Source organism: Bradyrhizobium sp. BR 10261 (genome assembly GCF_019455395.1).
In the GTDB taxonomy this organism is placed as follows: Bacteria; Pseudomonadota; Alphaproteobacteria; order Rhizobiales; family Xanthobacteraceae; genus Bradyrhizobium; species Bradyrhizobium manausense.
The window spans coordinates 22,900-35,920 of record NZ_JACOFQ010000036.1 but is presented as its reverse complement, the minus strand read 5'-3'; the positions used below and the strand labels follow the sequence as shown (position 1 = coordinate 35,920).

Here is a 13,021-nt window from a genome sequence, read left to right as displayed (position 1 = left end):
ATGTTGTTGAAGGATCAGGCAGTCATCGTCACCGGCGGCGCATCGGGTCTGGGTGCTGCCACAGCACGAAAACTGGCGGCGCAGGGCGCCAAGGTCGCGGTGTGCGATCTCAATACCAAGCTTGCAGAGGCCGTTGCCGCCGAGATCAAGGGCGTCGCCGTCACCTGCGACGTCTCAGACGCGGCCTCCGCCGAAGCTGCGATCGCACAGGCCGCCAAGGCCCACGGTCCGGCCCGCGTACTGGTCAACTGCGCCGGCATCGGCGTTGCAAAACGCGTGGTCGGCCGCGACGGCCCGATGGCGCTTGCCGATTTCGACAAGGTGATCAAGGTCAACCTGATCGGCACCTTCAACATGCTGCGCCTCGCGGCGACCGAGATGTCCAAGCTCGAGCCGCAGGCATCAGGCGAGCGCGGCGTCATCATCAACACGGCTTCGGTCGCCGCCTATGACGGCCAGATCGGCCAATCGGCCTACTCGGCCTCGAAGGGCGGCATCGTCGGCATGACCTTGCCGATCGCGCGCGAGCTCGCCCAGTTCGGCGTCCGCGTGCTAACCATCGCGCCCGGGCTGTTCCTGACGCCGCTGCTGGCCAATCTGCCGCAGGAAGCGCAGGACTCGCTCGCCGCCGCCATCCCCTTCCCGCGCCGTCTTGGCAATGCCGACGAGTTCGCCGCGCTCGCGCTGCACATGGTCGAGAACTCCTATCTCAACGGCGAAGTGGTGCGCCTCGACGGCTCGCTGCGCATGGCGCCGAAATAAGGCGCTCAACGCATGTTCGTGAACCGGCGCGACGTCCAGATTCAGTGGGGCGACTGCGACCCCGCCAACATCGTCTACTATCCGCGTTATTTCGCGATGTTCGACGATTCGACGTCGACCCTGTTCGAGGTCGCCGGCTTCTCCAAGCAGGACCTGGTTCGCAAATACGGCCTGGTGGGCATCCCCATGGTCGATACGCGGTCCAAGTTCTACATTCCCTCGACCTATGGCGACTGGATCACCATCGAAACGAAGATCGAGAGCATCAAGCGCTCGAGCTTCGAGGTGAAGCACAACGTCTACAAGGGCGAGGCGCTCGCCATCGAAGGCTTCGAGACGCGTGTCCTGGTCGGCCGCGACCCCGACAACCCCGACAGACTGAAATCGGCACCATTCCCTCCGGAAATGGTCGCCAAATTCACAGGGAGCTAATCCGGAGCTAAATCGCCGCATCGCCAAAAGACGGGGCTGAATTCATCCCCGATTTCTGCTTTCAAAGAAAAACGTCAAGGGAGGAATTGATGAAACGCTTTTACCTGACTGCCCTCGCGGCGGCGACGCTGGCCTTGCCGGCCTTGCCCGCGCTCGCCCAGACCAACGAAATCACCATCGGCATCACCACCACCACCACCGGTCCGGGCGCCGCGCTCGGAATTCCCGAGCGCAACGCGCTGGAATTCGTGCCGAAGGAAATCGGCGGCGTTCCGTTGAAGGTGATCGTGCTCGACGACGGCGGCGATCCCACCACCGCGACCACCAACGCCCGCCGCTTTGTGACAGAATCCAAGGCCGATATCATCATGGGCTCGGCGCTGACGCCGCCGACCATCGCAGTCTCCAACGTCGCCAACGAAGCCGGCATTCCGCACTTTGGTCTGGCTCCCTTCCCGATCACGCCGGAACGCATGAAGTGGTCGGTGGCGATGCCGCAGCCGATCCCGATCGTCGGCAAGGTGCTGTACGATCACATGAAGTCGAAGGGCATCAAGACCCTCGGCTATATCGGCTATTCCGACTCCTATGGCGACCTCTGGTTCAACGACCTGAAGGCGCAGGCCGTGCCGATGGGCATGACCATCGTCGACGAGGAGCGCTTCGCCCGTCCGGATACCTCGGTGACCGGCCAGGTGCTGAAGCTCGTGGCCGCCAATCCCGATGCGATCCTGGTCGGCGCCTCCGGCACCGCGGCCGCGCTGCCGCAGACCGAGCTGCGTGAGCGCGGCTATCAGGGCCTGATCTACCAGACCCACGGCGCCGCCAGCATGGACTTCATCCGCATCGCCGGCCAAGCGGCCGAAGGCGTGCTGATGGCATCCGGTCCTGTCATGGACCCCGAGGACCAGCCGGAGGAAGCCGCCACCAAGAAGCCCGGCCTTGCGCTCAACTCAGCCTATGAAGCCAAGTACGGCCCGAACAGCCGCAGCCAGTTCGCCGGCCATTCCTACGACGCCTTCGAGATCCTCAAACGTATCATCCCGGCGGCGCTGAAGACCGCAAAACCCGGCACACCTGAGTTCCGCGAAGCGATCCGCCAGGCGTTGCTGTCCGAGAAGGAGCTGGCCGCCAGCCAGGGCGTCTACAACTTCACCGAAAAGGACCGCTACGGCCTCGACGAGCGCTCGCGCATCCTGCTCACCGTGAAGAACGGCAAGTACACGCTGGTGAGGTAGGCGGCGTCGATCTCCGAAATGACGAGAGCCGGCCCATCAGGCCGGCTCTTTTCTTTTATACGTCCGGCGCGCTTGCCTCACGCCGCCTGGCGCAGCGGCGTCCAGGCGAACTCCGGATAGTAGGTGTCCATCATCCGGTCGACATAGGCGGTGAGGTTCGGAAACCCTTCCGTGCGGTCGCGCACGCTGGACTCGAAGAACGGCGTCAAAATGCCAGCGAGCACGCCGAACGCAGTCGCGTCGACCCCACTGGGCTTGTTGCCCATCAGATAGGATTTGTCACCAAGCTGCACCGACAGCGCAAACAGCGAACGCACTGCGAGATCGACATCATCATCGGGGGCGTGGCGGCCGAGGCCGGAGAGCAGATAGTTCTCGGCGACGCGGAACTGGGCATCCTCGCGCAGTTTCTCCCGATTGTGCTCCGGCGCACCGTCGAAGAAATGCGCAGGTCCCTTGGCGAAATTGACTGGATCAACCCAGCGGGCGCCGATCAGCGCCCAGTAGACGTGATGCTCGATCATGCGCTCGAAGGCCCAGGCCTGTGCACGCTCCTGCAACGAGAGGCCGGCATCGAAGTCGAAGCCGTAGCGGCGCTCGATATGGGCGCGGATGAAGGTCGAATCGGCCACGGCCTCGCCGCCATCGTCGATAAAGGGCAGCTGCCCCTTGGGTGAGGCCGGCGGCATCGCCCGCTCCTTCCGGTAGGGCAGCCCCGCCATCTTGAGCTGCACCTCGGTCTTGGTGACGAAGGGGCTGATTTCCGGCAGGCCGAAACCGGTGCCAAAGCCGTAAAGCGTGATCATGTGAGCTCTCCTGAACCTGCCGAAAGAGTTGACGGAACCTAGTGCCGGGCTGCTGCCACCATGGTGGCAGCAGCCGTGATATCTTCTGCGAAACGGGCCCCCCGCCAGGCGCGGCCCATCACATGGCGGACGAGCGCGTCCGCAGCCTGGATCAACGAACGTGTCACCACGGTTGCGATCGCGAGGCGGAGGTCGACGGCAGTGAGTTCGAGAAACATGAAGCGGCCGAAGACTCTGGCATGCAACGAGGCTTGCGCTCGCCAGAGCGGGCCAGCCAGGCCAAGATGGATCGGAGTGATCATGAACAAACCCTCTTCAGTCGATGTGTTGTCCCGGTATAGAACTCCCCTGCTGCCAACATCCTGTCAGCAGCCGCGCGCCGATTTCTGATCCGCCGTTCGATGAGAGAATTGTCATGAGACGTGCCGACCGGCTGTTTCAGATCATCCAGGTGCTGAGGCGCACCCGTAAGCCGCTGACCGCGGACGCAATTGCAGCCGAGCTCGAGACCTCGAAGCGCACCATCTATCGCGACATCGCAACGCTGATAGGCCAGCGCGTGCCGATCCGCGGCGAAGCCGGCATGGGCTACATCCTGGAAAAGGGATTCGACCTGCCGCCCTTGATGCTGACGCCGGACGAGATCGAGGCGGCGGTGCTGGGCGCGCAATGGGTCGCGGGCCATGCCGATTCCACGCTGGCGCGCGCGGCCGAAGATTTGATGGCCAAGATCGCCGACACTGTGCCCGAGCGGCTGCGGCCCTTCGTGCTGGAGCCGGCGAGCCGGGCGCGGCCGAGCTGGAACAGGGAGCCTGACCGTCTGGACATGGCGCGTACGCGCACGCAGATCCACGAAGGCAAGAAGATCATGCTGCGCTATCGCGACGAACAGGGTCGTCCCAGCGAGCGCATGATCTGGCCGATCTCGGTCGGCTATCTCGAAGCCGTGCGTCTGCTCGCCGCGTGGTGCGAGCTACGCGGAGACTTCCGCAGCTTCCGCACCGACCGCGTCGTGGAGGCGACCTATCTCGACGAGCGATATCCTGAAAGGCGCGACGTGCTGCGCGCGAAGTGGCGGCAGAGCCTGGTCTGGGGACCGCCGAAAGACACATGATGCCGATGGAAGAGATCGATCAATCGCGCTGCTGCCAGAGCTGCGGCGCCTGCTGCGGCTATTCGCAAAACTGGCCGCGCTTCTCGATCGAGAGCGACGAGCAGCTTGCGTTGATCCCTCCGGGCCTCGTCAACGCGCGTCAGTCCGGCATGCGCTGCGAGGGCGATCGCTGTTCGGCGTTGCAGGGAGATATCGGCAAGGCGACCACGTGCGGCATCTATGCGGTGCGGCCGGAGGTGTGCCGCACCTGTATGCCTGGAGATGCCGAATGCACGATGGCGCGGCGGAAGTTCGGGCTGCCTGTGATAGAGACCGCTTAGGCGGGAACGGCTTCGCTGATCTCGTCGTCGATTTCGTCGTCCAGCGGTGCGAGCACCGAGAGCGGCTTGGTCGACAATGTGATCGGCTTGCGGCCTCCCGACAGCGAGGGCGATGATTTGGCCGAGCCTTCGCGCGACAACGCGTAGAGCGTCGAGCCGACACGGCCACCGTTCTCGATCAGGTCGCGCTCGCTACAGCTGCTCGCGATCGCGACGGCCAACGAGTGCAGATGGCTGCGGCGATAGCAAAACAGCGCCAGCCTGGCGCGGACGTCAGGGGAAACACTCTCAACCAGCCTTGGCAGACCGCTTTCATTGGCGCGGTACATCTCGCCAAGAAGCTCGTCACGAACCGGGCAGAAATCGCTTTCAAAAGCGTCGCGGCTTGAAAACATTGCAGTTCTCCCTCGTGTCCGGAAGATGCCGCGCAATTCTCTAATGAAAGGTTAACCACCCTGGGCGGTAGTCACCCGGTGTCCATGCTCTATGCGGCGAATCAGAGCGCAGCCCTACCGGGTTGAATACGGCGTCGGCGGTGGCCTTCGCCAGTCCTTCAAGAGCCCCGCCACCGGCGGGGTCCTCAGAATGGAGGTCCAAGCTCAGTTCGCCGCCATGAAGATGGAGAGGCCGAAGCCGGTCAGATGGTGCAGCGCCTGGTCGACGCCGATCAGGGTCCAGAACCAGGGGTGCTCCTGGTTGACGCCGAAATTGGCCGACACAAATCCCTTGGCGCGATCGATGGTGATGTGGATGACGAAATCGATCAGCGCCACGAACCAGAATTTTGGCGCCACGAACAGGATCAATGGCAACGCAACCGCAAAGTGAATCAGGCAATGCACCAGGAGCGGCAAAGCCCAGCCGTGCTTCTGGTCCTTGCCGTGCGCCATCCACGCCGTTTGCAGGACGAAATCGGCGATGATGTGCTTGAAGGTAAGCAGCAACATCCAGCCAATGAGCGCTTCGACCGGAACCGCCGATGACAGAGGTGGAAACGACAAAGCTGACGCCCTCGTTGACTCGAAAAGAAAAAATGGAGCGTTCAGCGCAACTTCTTCTTGGTCCCGTCAAATCCATCGGGACCGACGATTTATGACATTTCCTGCGCCGGAATGCAGCCGGGGGAACCGGAAAATCGCCAAGTGTGGCTAAACGGTGATAGGATTAACAAGACCAGAGGTCGCCCCGAGTAAGGTTACCTCCGGCGCGGAATTTGCTTTCCGCAACTGGAGCGCTATCATCCTGGAGTAGAGGATTATCGTTCTTTTTTAAGCGGTTACGAAATTTTTGCGCGGGCTGCCGGCGATGATTGGGCCGTTCGCCATTCAAGGAATAAGGCCAGGTGCTGCCATGAGTGCTGAAGGCCCGACCTCGTCGACCGAACCCCCGCCGCCACGGCGTCCCAAAGTGATCAAGACCAATCAGCAGCAGGTGCTGCTGTATGTCGTGCTGACCCTGCTGCTGTCGCTGGCGACCGTCTGGGCGGGGCGCGCCTGGTTGCACAATTCGGAGACGCTGACCTTCGCTGTTGGCGGGCCCGACGGCGACGAAGCCCTGTTCGCGAACAAGCTCGCCACGCTGCTGAAGAACAACGGTTCGCGTTTCCGGATCAAGATCGTCAACAATCCCGACAACGCCAAGGCAATCGCGCAATTCGACCGCAGGCAAGCCGATCTCGCCATCCTGCGCACCGACGCCAAGGTGCCGGCGCGGGCGCGCACTCTGGCGCTGCTGGAGCACGATTTCGTGCTTCTGCTCGGTCCCGGCAATAAGAAGATCAAGTCGCTGGCGGAGCTGAAGAAGAAAAAGGTCGCGGTTCGCGCCGACAGCGAATCCTCGCTCCCCTTCGTCCGCAATCTGCTCGATATCGCCCCCGACAGCCCCGACGCCGCCAAGATCCAGATGGCGCCGCTAGGCATGACCCTGGACAAGCTGTTCGCGCCTGCCAGTGGCTTCAGCGCGGTGATCGCGATCGTCCACGCCTCCAAGGCCGTGCGCGAGAAGGCCTATGAGCAGGTCGCCAAGCGCGGCGGCTTCACGCTGAATGCGATCGATGAGGCCAAGGCGCTGGCGCGCAAATTCCCCGGCATTTCCGACGAGACACTGACGGCCGGCACGTTGTCGGCGTCGCCCGAGATTCCCGACGACGATCTCGATACGATCGGGCTCGAATGGCTCCTGGTCGCTCAATCCAAAATGTCGGGTACCACCGCCGGCGACATCGCGCGCATCGTCTACGAGAACAAATCCGCGCTCGGACTCGACAACGGCTTTGCGACCCACATTGAGCCGGCGTCGGTCGAGAAGGACGCCTACGTGATGGCGCATCAGGGCGCGGCCGACTACATCAACGATGACACCAAGTCGTTCATGGATAAATACAGCGACATGATGTATCTGGGCGCCGCCGCGCTCAGCGTCATCGGCTCGATCTTCGCCGCAATCTACGCCAAGATCACCCGCATCGCGCCGGAAAAGGCAAGTGAGCTCTCCACCGCCATTCTCGACATCGGCGAACGCATCGAACACGCCCATTCACCGGATGAGCTCGAATGCCTCCAGGACGAGCTTGAGAGCATCTTGCGCGGTGCGGTCATCGGCCTGCGCGACGGCACGATCAGTACCGACGGGCTGGATACTTTCAAGCTCGGTTACGAATTTGTCCGCGACGAGATCGGTATGCGCCGCGACTACCTGAAGCGCCATGCCGGCGAGCTCGAGAAGGCCACCCGACAGGCCCTCCCTCCCCCGCATGACGACACCATTGTCGTGGCGGTGAAGACAGCTCAGAGTGCCTGACCTATCGATCGCGCCCCGGGGGGACTCTTTTCCCGGCCAGTCGCGGCCGGTCTCCCGCGGAACCGTCTCACAAAACAACCGTTGGTTAGGGACACAACCGGAGAACGCACCATGCGTATGCTCCTTCTCATCATCTTGCTGGGAATGCTGGTTGCGGTTGGCTACTTCGCCTATTCGGCCATGTCGGTCGGCGGCGAGCCAATCCCGACGGAAGGCTATGTGGCACTGGCGCTCGGAGCAGGGTTCTCCGTGGTCGTCGGCATCGGCTTGATGATGCTGCTGTTCTTGAGCAGCCGCCGCGGCTATGACGAGCCACCCCATTTCAAGTGACGGCTGACCTGCCCGGATTAGCCACCCGCATCGAAGGCCGGCGCCTGTCGTTGACGGCCCTCGTGCGGACGGGCACTTTGGCGCTGAAGTCCCAGCCCCGGGGACCGCAAGAGCCGGACCGAGCCGTCATCCCTCATGTTGAAGCCGATGTTTCCCGCCCTGGCCCAGTTCGTGGCCGCGACCGCCGGCCGCAACATGACCAAAGCGGCCTATGTGGCCGTGACCGTCGGCGTGCTCAGCATGGTGCTGCTGACGCTCAACCCGGCCTATGAAACGGCACACCACTGGGTCGATCTCCTGCTGTGGGCCAGCCTCGCCTATTTCGTGTTCGAATGGCTGGTCCGGCTGCGCCATATGAGCGGGCAAGGGCGGCTGGGACTTTATATGTCCTCCTCCGCTGGGCTGGTCGATACCGTCGGGGCACTGGCCGTACCGATCGCACTGATCCTCGGCGCCGAGCCCAAGACGGCTTGGCTGCTGAGCGTGCTGTGGGTGTTGAAGGTCGTGCCGGGCATTCCCGGCCTGCGCCAGCTCCGCCGCGTGCTCGTGCTGGAATCGGGGCCGCTGCTCAGCGTGCTCGTGATTTTCCTGATGGTGGTCTTTCTCGCCTCCGTCGCCGAGTATTTCCTGGAGCGGGACGTGCAACCGCAAACGTTCGGCAGCGTCCCCGCCGCTCTGTGGTGGGCGGTCGTCACGCTGACCACGACAGGCTATGGCGACGTCGTGCCGGTCACGCCACTCGGCCGCATGGTGGCGGCGCTCGTGATGATCTCCGGCCTCGGCGTGTTCGGACTTTGGACCGGTATCCTGGCGACCGGGTTCGCAGCAGAGACCCGCCGTGACAATTTCCTCAAGACCTGGGAATCCGTCAGCAAGGTGCCGTTCTTCGCGGCCCTGGGGCCTGCGGCCATCGCCGACGTCACCCACATGCTTCGCACGATGGAGCTGCCGGCGCGCACCATGATCATCCGCAAGGGTACGCAGGGCGACTGCATGTATTTCATCGCCGCCGGCGAAGTCGAGGTCGACCTGCCCGGCAAGAAGGTACAGCTCGGGGAAGGCGCCTTCTTCGGCGAGATGGCGCTGCTCGGCAACAACATGCGCGGCGCCAACGTTTCGACCACGAAAGTGTCGCGGCTGCTCGTGCTCGACCTCGTCGACTTCCGCGTGCTGATGGCCCGGCACCCCGATCTGGCCGAGACCATCGACGCCGAAGCCAAACGGCGTGCGCTCGAAAACAGGTAGTGGAGACAAGAATGTCGGAGACAGCCGACGCGGCTTCTAGCCCCCTGCTCGAAATCGACGGGGCCCGTGCGACCGTCCGCCTCAACCGGCCCAAGCATCTCAACCGGCTCCAGGCCGAAGACCTTGGCGAGCTGCTAAAGCTGTTCGACCGGATCGAGGCCAATCCCGATATCCGCGTCCTGGTGCTGACCGGCACGGGACGCGCCTTCTCGGCCGGCTACGATCTCAACTCGGTCGCCGAGCGCGCGGTCAGCGCCAACGAGCAGCAGAGCGCGGGCTCGGCCTTCGAAGTCGTCGTCAACCGGCTCGAGGATCTCGGCGTGCCGACGATCTGCCGACTCAATGGCGGCGTGTATGGCGGCTCGACCGATCTCGCGCTCGCCTGTGATTTCCGTATCGGCGTCGACACCGCCGAGATGTTCATGCCGGCAGCCCGGCTCGGGCTGCATTACTACAGCAGCGGCATCAAACGCTACGTGACCCGGCTCGGCGTCGACAATGCCAAGAAGCTGTTCCTCACCGCGCAAAGGATTACTGCGCCGGAAATGCTGCGGATCGGCTACCTCACCGCCATGGTGGCGGTCGAGTTTCTGGACGAGGAAGTCGACAAGCTCGCCAACATCCTCGCCGGCAACGCACCGAATGCGATGCGCGGCATGAAGCGCGCCATCAATGAATTCGCTCGCGGCGAACTGGACGAGGCGGCCGCAGAGCAGCGCCATCGCGACAGCATGCGCGGCGACGAGATCAAGGAAGGTATCAAGGCGTTCGCCGAGAAGCGGGCACCGAGCTTTTGATTCTCCCCGCTGTTATCCCGGGTCTGCGCTTACACTTACCCGGGACGACAGCGAAGATTGAGGCGCTTCCTCAGCCTCCAACAGCCTTCGCATGTTGCGCGGCCATCTCCTCGTCCGCCGCAGTGATGCGCTGGAACGCGGGCCGCGCGGTCATGCGCTCAGCGTAGCTGACGAAGACGTCCTTTTTCGGCACGATGCCGAACATCATGGTCCAGCTGAACGCGACACCCCACAGCACGTCCGCGGCCGTCATGCGTTCGCCGAGCAGATACGGCCCCTTCGATAGCTGCGCCTCAAGCGCGCCGAGCATGGTGTCGTAATCCGCATAGGGCGACTGCGTGATCGGCGCGGGCTCCCGCTGCATGAACTTGTCGATCAGGGCCGGCTCGAAGGAAGCACCATAATAAGCAATCCAGCGTAGATACGGGCCGCGCAACGGATCGTTGAGCGCGGGCGTGAGCCCGCCCTGCGGGAAGAGATCGGCGAGAAAAATGGTGATGGCGACCTGCTCGGTGACGAGTTCCCCGCGGTAATGAACCGCCGGCACCTTGCCGAGCGGGTTAATGGCGAGATAGGCCGGTTGCCGCTGCTCGCCCGCCTTCATGTTGAGGATATGGAGATCGTAGGGCGCCCCCAGTTCCTCCAGCAGCACCCGTGTGCCGGTGGCCCGGCTCTGCGGCGAATAATACAGCGTGATGCGATTCGGGTCGGTCATGGCGGGTCTCCTCGGGCCGGCTTGCGAAGGGCATCTTGTAGCGAACCATACCTGACATCCTGTGTCAGGTATGGTTTAAGGGATCATGCGCGCGAGCCGAATGTTGTCGATCCTTACTACCCTCCAGGCCAGGGGGCTGGTCACGGCACCCGAGCTCGCAGAGGCCTGCGAAGTTTCGGTGCGTACGATCTACCGCGACATCGACGCGCTCGCGGCGTCCGGCGTCCCTGTCTATGCCGATCGCGGTGCGGAGGGTGGTTACCGCCTGCTCGATGGCTATCGCGTAAAGCTGAACGGGCTGTCTCAGAGCGAAGCGGGCGCGCTCTTCCTCGCAGGGCTCCCGGGGCCCGCAGCGGCGCTGGGGCTGGATGCTGCGATGATCGCTGCGCAGAACAAGCTGATGGCAGCGCTGCCGGCAAATTTGCGCGAAGACGCCGGCCGGATGCAGGAGCGCTTTCATCTGGACGCGCCGGGCTGGTTTGGCGAAACGGAGGAGCCAACGCATCTGCGCACCATTGCCGGTGCCGCTTTGCGCGGAACATTGATCAGGATTCGCTACCAGAGCTGGCGCTCGGAGAAGCAGCGCCGTGTCGCCCCGCTCGGTCTCGTGCTCAAGGGCGGCAGCTGGTATCTCGCGGGCCAAGTCGATGGCAGCGTGCGTACCTATCGCGTCGCGCGCGTGCTTGACTGCAAGGCGCTCGACGACAGCTTCGATCGCCCTGCCGATTTCGACCTCGCGGCCTACTGGCGGGATGCGACGCTGCGGTTAGAGGCCGAGATGCACCCTAACGTCGCGATCGTGCGGCTCTCGCCATTCGGCGTAAAACTGCTCGACGCGCTGAGCCAGCCTTACGTCAGGGCGCGCACGCAGATCGAAGAGGCCGCTGATGCGGACGGCTGGCGTATCGCCAGAGTCCCGACGGGCAAGACATCATGGCATGCCGCGGCGGAATTGTTGCGCCTCGGCGCCGAAGCCGAAGTGCTGGAGCCCGCCGATCTCCGCGAGAAGATGGCCGAGATGACGCGGGCGATGGCCGCGCGCTATCGCGCGGCGCGGAAAGCCTGACCGTGGCGCATTTCACCGCGATCGACGAAACCATTCTGAAACACGATTCTCACCTCGCCGTGTGAACGCAATCACGCTTCGGCTCGACCGAGAAGCAGGGACACAGCAACGGCCTCGCGCCACACCGGAGAATGAGAATGTTTCGTAAGCTTGCACTTGGTCTGATCGCCGCCGGCTCACTCGGCGCCGCCGCTCTCATGCCCACCGCCGCCTCTGCTCACGGCTTCCACCACCACTGGGGTCCCGGTTGGGGCTTTGGCTATGGCGGCCTCTACGTCAACACCGGCATCGACAATTGCTACCAGGAGCGCGTCGTCCAGACCCGTCACGGCCTGCGCGTCCGCGTCGTGAATGTCTGCGGCTACACTGTCTACTGATAGCGTGCATTCACAACAAAGCTCCGGTCGCGCTGCGACCGGAGTTTTGCGTTAGGTTCAAGGGCTCTTCAGCTGGCGGCGAAACCAGGCCCATGTCTCACGTGTCGTCCTGATGTAGCCGCGACCGCGATAGACGATCTCGTCATCGACGATCTCGTTCAGCTTCGGCAACGCGTGAAACGGAATCGATGGGTAGGCGTGGTGCTCGACATGATAGGGCATGTTCCACGCAATCCATTTGACGATTGCGCCGGTGTAGGTGGTGCGGGTGTTCTGGAAGGCGCTGCGGGTGCGCTCGCAGCCGGTGTGCTCGGCCAGGAGATAGGGCCGCAGGAAGAATTGCCCGATGACCAGCGGAGCGATCCAGACCTTGAGCAGCAGGGTCGAGGAGAACCACACAGAGAGCGCGAACAGCAGGACATAAACGGCCGCATAGACGCGCGCTTCGGTCACGATGACGGCGCGCTTGTTCTCGGGGATCCAGGGTACCGTGACCTTGCCGGTGACGGCATGACCGAGCATCAGCCGCAGCCGGCCCGCAACCTGGAGCAGACCGCTATAGGCAAGCGCGATCTGGGTGTCGGATTTCGGCTTCACGCCGACGATCAGCTCCGGGTCCTTCTCGGGATCCTGGGTGTAGCGATGATGGTCCCAATGGAACAGGCAGTAATATTCGTAAGGCTGCCCGATGATGAAGGCCGAGAGATAGCCGACCGCGAGGTTGAGGCCGCGGCTCCTGAACGCGGTCTTGTGCGCGGTCTCGTGCAGCGCCATGAACAGGAAGGCGACAAAATAGCCCTGTATCACCATCAGCGGCAACGCCCAGAGGACGCCATAGCGCGAGCTCACCTTCAAGATCAACGATCCGACCAGCACGATCATTGCGTAGTGGCAGAGGCTGCGCACCGCACCCTTGAGATCGGAGCGAACCGACAATTGGCGCAGCATCGCCGGCGTCAACGGCTTCAGGCGGTGGCCCGGTTCTGAAACGGAAACGGTCGCGTCAGTCATGATCAGGGA

General features: G+C 63.3%; 17 protein-coding genes. 11 read left to right on the top strand and 6 right to left on the bottom strand.

Features of this window, described 5'->3' with window-relative positions; translation table 11 throughout:
• The 3 genes from HYH07_RS31190 (at position 1) to HYH07_RS31180 (ending at position 2,432) form a co-directional block, all read left to right on the top strand.
• Positions 1 to 762, top strand: a complete 762-nt coding sequence (locus HYH07_RS31190) for an SDR family NAD(P)-dependent oxidoreductase (protein ID WP_220006060.1) — start codon at positions 1 to 3, stop codon at positions 760 to 762.
• A gap of 12 nt (positions 763 to 774) precedes the next feature.
• Complete coding sequence (locus tag HYH07_RS31185) at positions 775 to 1,194, top strand: thioesterase family protein (protein ID WP_092230816.1); 420 nt, start codon at positions 775 to 777, stop codon at positions 1,192 to 1,194.
• Between the two features lie 89 nt (positions 1,195 to 1,283).
• Complete coding sequence (locus HYH07_RS31180) at positions 1,284 to 2,432, top strand: ABC transporter substrate-binding protein (RefSeq protein ID WP_220006059.1); 1,149 nt, start codon at positions 1,284 to 1,286, stop codon at positions 2,430 to 2,432.
• A 77-nt stretch (positions 2,433 to 2,509) separates the two neighbouring features.
• Here HYH07_RS31180 and HYH07_RS31175 read toward each other — a convergent pair whose 3' ends face one another.
• Positions 2,510 to 3,238 carry a glutathione S-transferase family protein gene (locus tag HYH07_RS31175; protein WP_220006058.1) on the bottom strand — a complete coding sequence of 243 codons (729 nt, stop codon included), beginning with the start codon at positions 3,236 to 3,238 and terminating at the stop codon, positions 2,510 to 2,512.
• Positions 3,239 to 3,276: 38 nt separating this feature from the next.
• Complete coding sequence (locus tag HYH07_RS31170; protein ID WP_220006057.1) at positions 3,277 to 3,540, bottom strand: hypothetical protein; 264 nt, start codon at positions 3,538 to 3,540, stop codon at positions 3,277 to 3,279.
• Between the two features lie 113 nt (positions 3,541 to 3,653).
• On the opposite strand from HYH07_RS31170, the gene HYH07_RS31165 reads away from it, so the two are divergent.
• Together HYH07_RS31165 and HYH07_RS31160 are read left to right on the top strand one after the other, a co-directional pair.
• Positions 3,654 to 4,352, top strand: coding sequence for a YafY family protein (locus tag HYH07_RS31165; protein WP_057746364.1), 699 nt, complete (start codon positions 3,654 to 3,656; stop codon positions 4,350 to 4,352).
• A 5-nt stretch (positions 4,353 to 4,357) separates the two neighbouring features.
• Positions 4,358 to 4,672 carry a YkgJ family cysteine cluster protein gene (locus HYH07_RS31160; RefSeq protein ID WP_220006101.1) on the top strand — a complete coding sequence of 105 codons (315 nt, stop codon included), beginning with the start codon at positions 4,358 to 4,360 and terminating at the stop codon, positions 4,670 to 4,672.
• Here HYH07_RS31160 and HYH07_RS31155 read toward each other — a convergent pair.
• Positions 4,669 to 5,067 (bottom strand): hypothetical protein, encoded by a 399-nt coding sequence (locus HYH07_RS31155; protein WP_128954234.1) that lies wholly within the window; start codon positions 5,065 to 5,067, stop codon positions 4,669 to 4,671. The two genes, HYH07_RS31160 and HYH07_RS31155, sit on opposite strands and share 4 nt — an antisense overlap.
• 204 nt (positions 5,068 to 5,271) lie before the next feature.
• The gene (locus tag HYH07_RS31150; protein ID WP_228749874.1) at positions 5,272 to 5,619 is read right to left on the bottom strand and encodes a DUF3307 domain-containing protein; all 348 of its coding nucleotides are present in this window, start codon (positions 5,617 to 5,619) and stop codon (positions 5,272 to 5,274) included.
• Positions 5,620 to 6,022: 403 nt separating this feature from the next.
• Here HYH07_RS31150 and HYH07_RS31145 point away from each other — a divergent pair, with 403 nt between their 5' ends.
• The 4 genes from HYH07_RS31145 (at position 6,023) to HYH07_RS31130 (ending at position 9,843) form a co-directional block, all read left to right on the top strand.
• A complete protein-coding gene (locus HYH07_RS31145; protein ID WP_220006055.1) occupies positions 6,023 to 7,471 on the top strand; it encodes a TAXI family TRAP transporter solute-binding subunit in 1,449 nt (482 codons plus the stop codon).
• Between the two features lie 111 nt (positions 7,472 to 7,582).
• Positions 7,583 to 7,801 carry a hypothetical protein gene (locus HYH07_RS31140; protein ID WP_220006054.1) on the top strand — a complete coding sequence of 73 codons (219 nt, stop codon included), beginning with the start codon at positions 7,583 to 7,585 and terminating at the stop codon, positions 7,799 to 7,801.
• Between the two features lie 135 nt (positions 7,802 to 7,936).
• Entirely contained in the window at positions 7,937 to 9,046 is a 1,110-nt protein-coding gene (locus HYH07_RS31135; RefSeq protein ID WP_220006053.1) for a cyclic nucleotide-gated ion channel, read from the top strand.
• A gap of 11 nt (positions 9,047 to 9,057) precedes the next feature.
• Positions 9,058 to 9,843: an enoyl-CoA hydratase/isomerase family protein gene (locus HYH07_RS31130; protein ID WP_220006052.1), complete on the top strand. Its 786-nt coding sequence runs from the start codon at positions 9,058 to 9,060 to the stop codon at positions 9,841 to 9,843.
• A gap of 70 nt (positions 9,844 to 9,913) precedes the next feature.
• Here HYH07_RS31130 and HYH07_RS31125 read toward each other — a convergent pair whose 3' ends face one another.
• Positions 9,914 to 10,558: a glutathione S-transferase family protein gene (locus HYH07_RS31125; protein WP_220006051.1), complete on the bottom strand. Its 645-nt coding sequence runs from the start codon at positions 10,556 to 10,558 to the stop codon at positions 9,914 to 9,916.
• Between the two features lie 85 nt (positions 10,559 to 10,643).
• Between HYH07_RS31125 and HYH07_RS31120 the strand changes: the two genes are divergently transcribed.
• Both HYH07_RS31120 and HYH07_RS31115 read left to right on the top strand, forming a co-directional pair.
• Positions 10,644 to 11,624 carry a YafY family protein gene (locus HYH07_RS31120; protein ID WP_220006050.1) on the top strand — a complete coding sequence of 327 codons (981 nt, stop codon included), beginning with the start codon at positions 10,644 to 10,646 and terminating at the stop codon, positions 11,622 to 11,624.
• A gap of 137 nt (positions 11,625 to 11,761) precedes the next feature.
• Complete coding sequence (locus HYH07_RS31115; protein WP_057746342.1) at positions 11,762 to 12,001, top strand: hypothetical protein; 240 nt, start codon at positions 11,762 to 11,764, stop codon at positions 11,999 to 12,001.
• A 57-nt stretch (positions 12,002 to 12,058) separates the two neighbouring features.
• Here HYH07_RS31115 and HYH07_RS31110 read toward each other — a convergent pair whose 3' ends face one another.
• The gene (locus HYH07_RS31110) at positions 12,059 to 13,012 is read right to left on the bottom strand and encodes a fatty acid desaturase (RefSeq protein ID WP_220006049.1); all 954 of its coding nucleotides are present in this window, start codon (positions 13,010 to 13,012) and stop codon (positions 12,059 to 12,061) included.
• Positions 13,013 to 13,021 lie beyond the last annotated feature (9 nt).

Bases quoted from the DNA above. Each gene is read 5' to 3' on its own strand.
- HYH07_RS31165 (WP_057746364.1), top strand. From the start codon at position 3,654: ATGAGACGTGCCGACCGGCTGTTTCAGATCATCCAGGTGCTGAGGCGC.
- HYH07_RS31145 (WP_220006055.1), top strand. From the start codon at position 6,023: ATGAGTGCTGAAGGCCCGACCTCGTCGACCGAACCCCCGCCGCCACGG.
- HYH07_RS31155 (WP_128954234.1), bottom strand. From the start codon at position 5,067: ATGTTTTCAAGCCGCGACGCTTTTGAAAGCGATTTCTGCCCGGTTCGT.
- HYH07_RS31125 (WP_220006051.1), bottom strand. From the start codon at position 10,558: ATGACCGACCCGAATCGCATCACGCTGTATTATTCGCCGCAGAGCCGG.
- HYH07_RS31150 (WP_228749874.1), bottom strand. From the start codon at position 5,619: ATGTTGCTGCTTACCTTCAAGCACATCATCGCCGATTTCGTCCTGCAA.
- HYH07_RS31170 (WP_220006057.1), bottom strand. From the start codon at position 3,540: ATGATCACTCCGATCCATCTTGGCCTGGCTGGCCCGCTCTGGCGAGCG.
- HYH07_RS31160 (WP_220006101.1), top strand. From the start codon at position 4,358: ATGGAAGAGATCGATCAATCGCGCTGCTGCCAGAGCTGCGGCGCCTGC.
- HYH07_RS31185 (WP_092230816.1), top strand. From the start codon at position 775: ATGTTCGTGAACCGGCGCGACGTCCAGATTCAGTGGGGCGACTGCGAC.
- HYH07_RS31175 (WP_220006058.1), bottom strand. From the start codon at position 3,238: ATGATCACGCTTTACGGCTTTGGCACCGGTTTCGGCCTGCCGGAAATC.
- HYH07_RS31110 (WP_220006049.1), bottom strand. From the start codon at position 13,012: ATGACTGACGCGACCGTTTCCGTTTCAGAACCGGGCCACCGCCTGAAG.
- HYH07_RS31135 (WP_220006053.1), top strand. From the start codon at position 7,937: ATGTTGAAGCCGATGTTTCCCGCCCTGGCCCAGTTCGTGGCCGCGACC.
- HYH07_RS31180 (WP_220006059.1), top strand. From the start codon at position 1,284: ATGAAACGCTTTTACCTGACTGCCCTCGCGGCGGCGACGCTGGCCTTG.
- HYH07_RS31130 (WP_220006052.1), top strand. From the start codon at position 9,058: ATGTCGGAGACAGCCGACGCGGCTTCTAGCCCCCTGCTCGAAATCGAC.
- HYH07_RS31190 (WP_220006060.1), top strand. From the start codon at position 1: ATGTTGTTGAAGGATCAGGCAGTCATCGTCACCGGCGGCGCATCGGGT.
- HYH07_RS31140 (WP_220006054.1), top strand. From the start codon at position 7,583: ATGCGTATGCTCCTTCTCATCATCTTGCTGGGAATGCTGGTTGCGGTT.
- HYH07_RS31120 (WP_220006050.1), top strand. From the start codon at position 10,644: ATGCGCGCGAGCCGAATGTTGTCGATCCTTACTACCCTCCAGGCCAGG.
- HYH07_RS31115 (WP_057746342.1), top strand. From the start codon at position 11,762: ATGTTTCGTAAGCTTGCACTTGGTCTGATCGCCGCCGGCTCACTCGGC.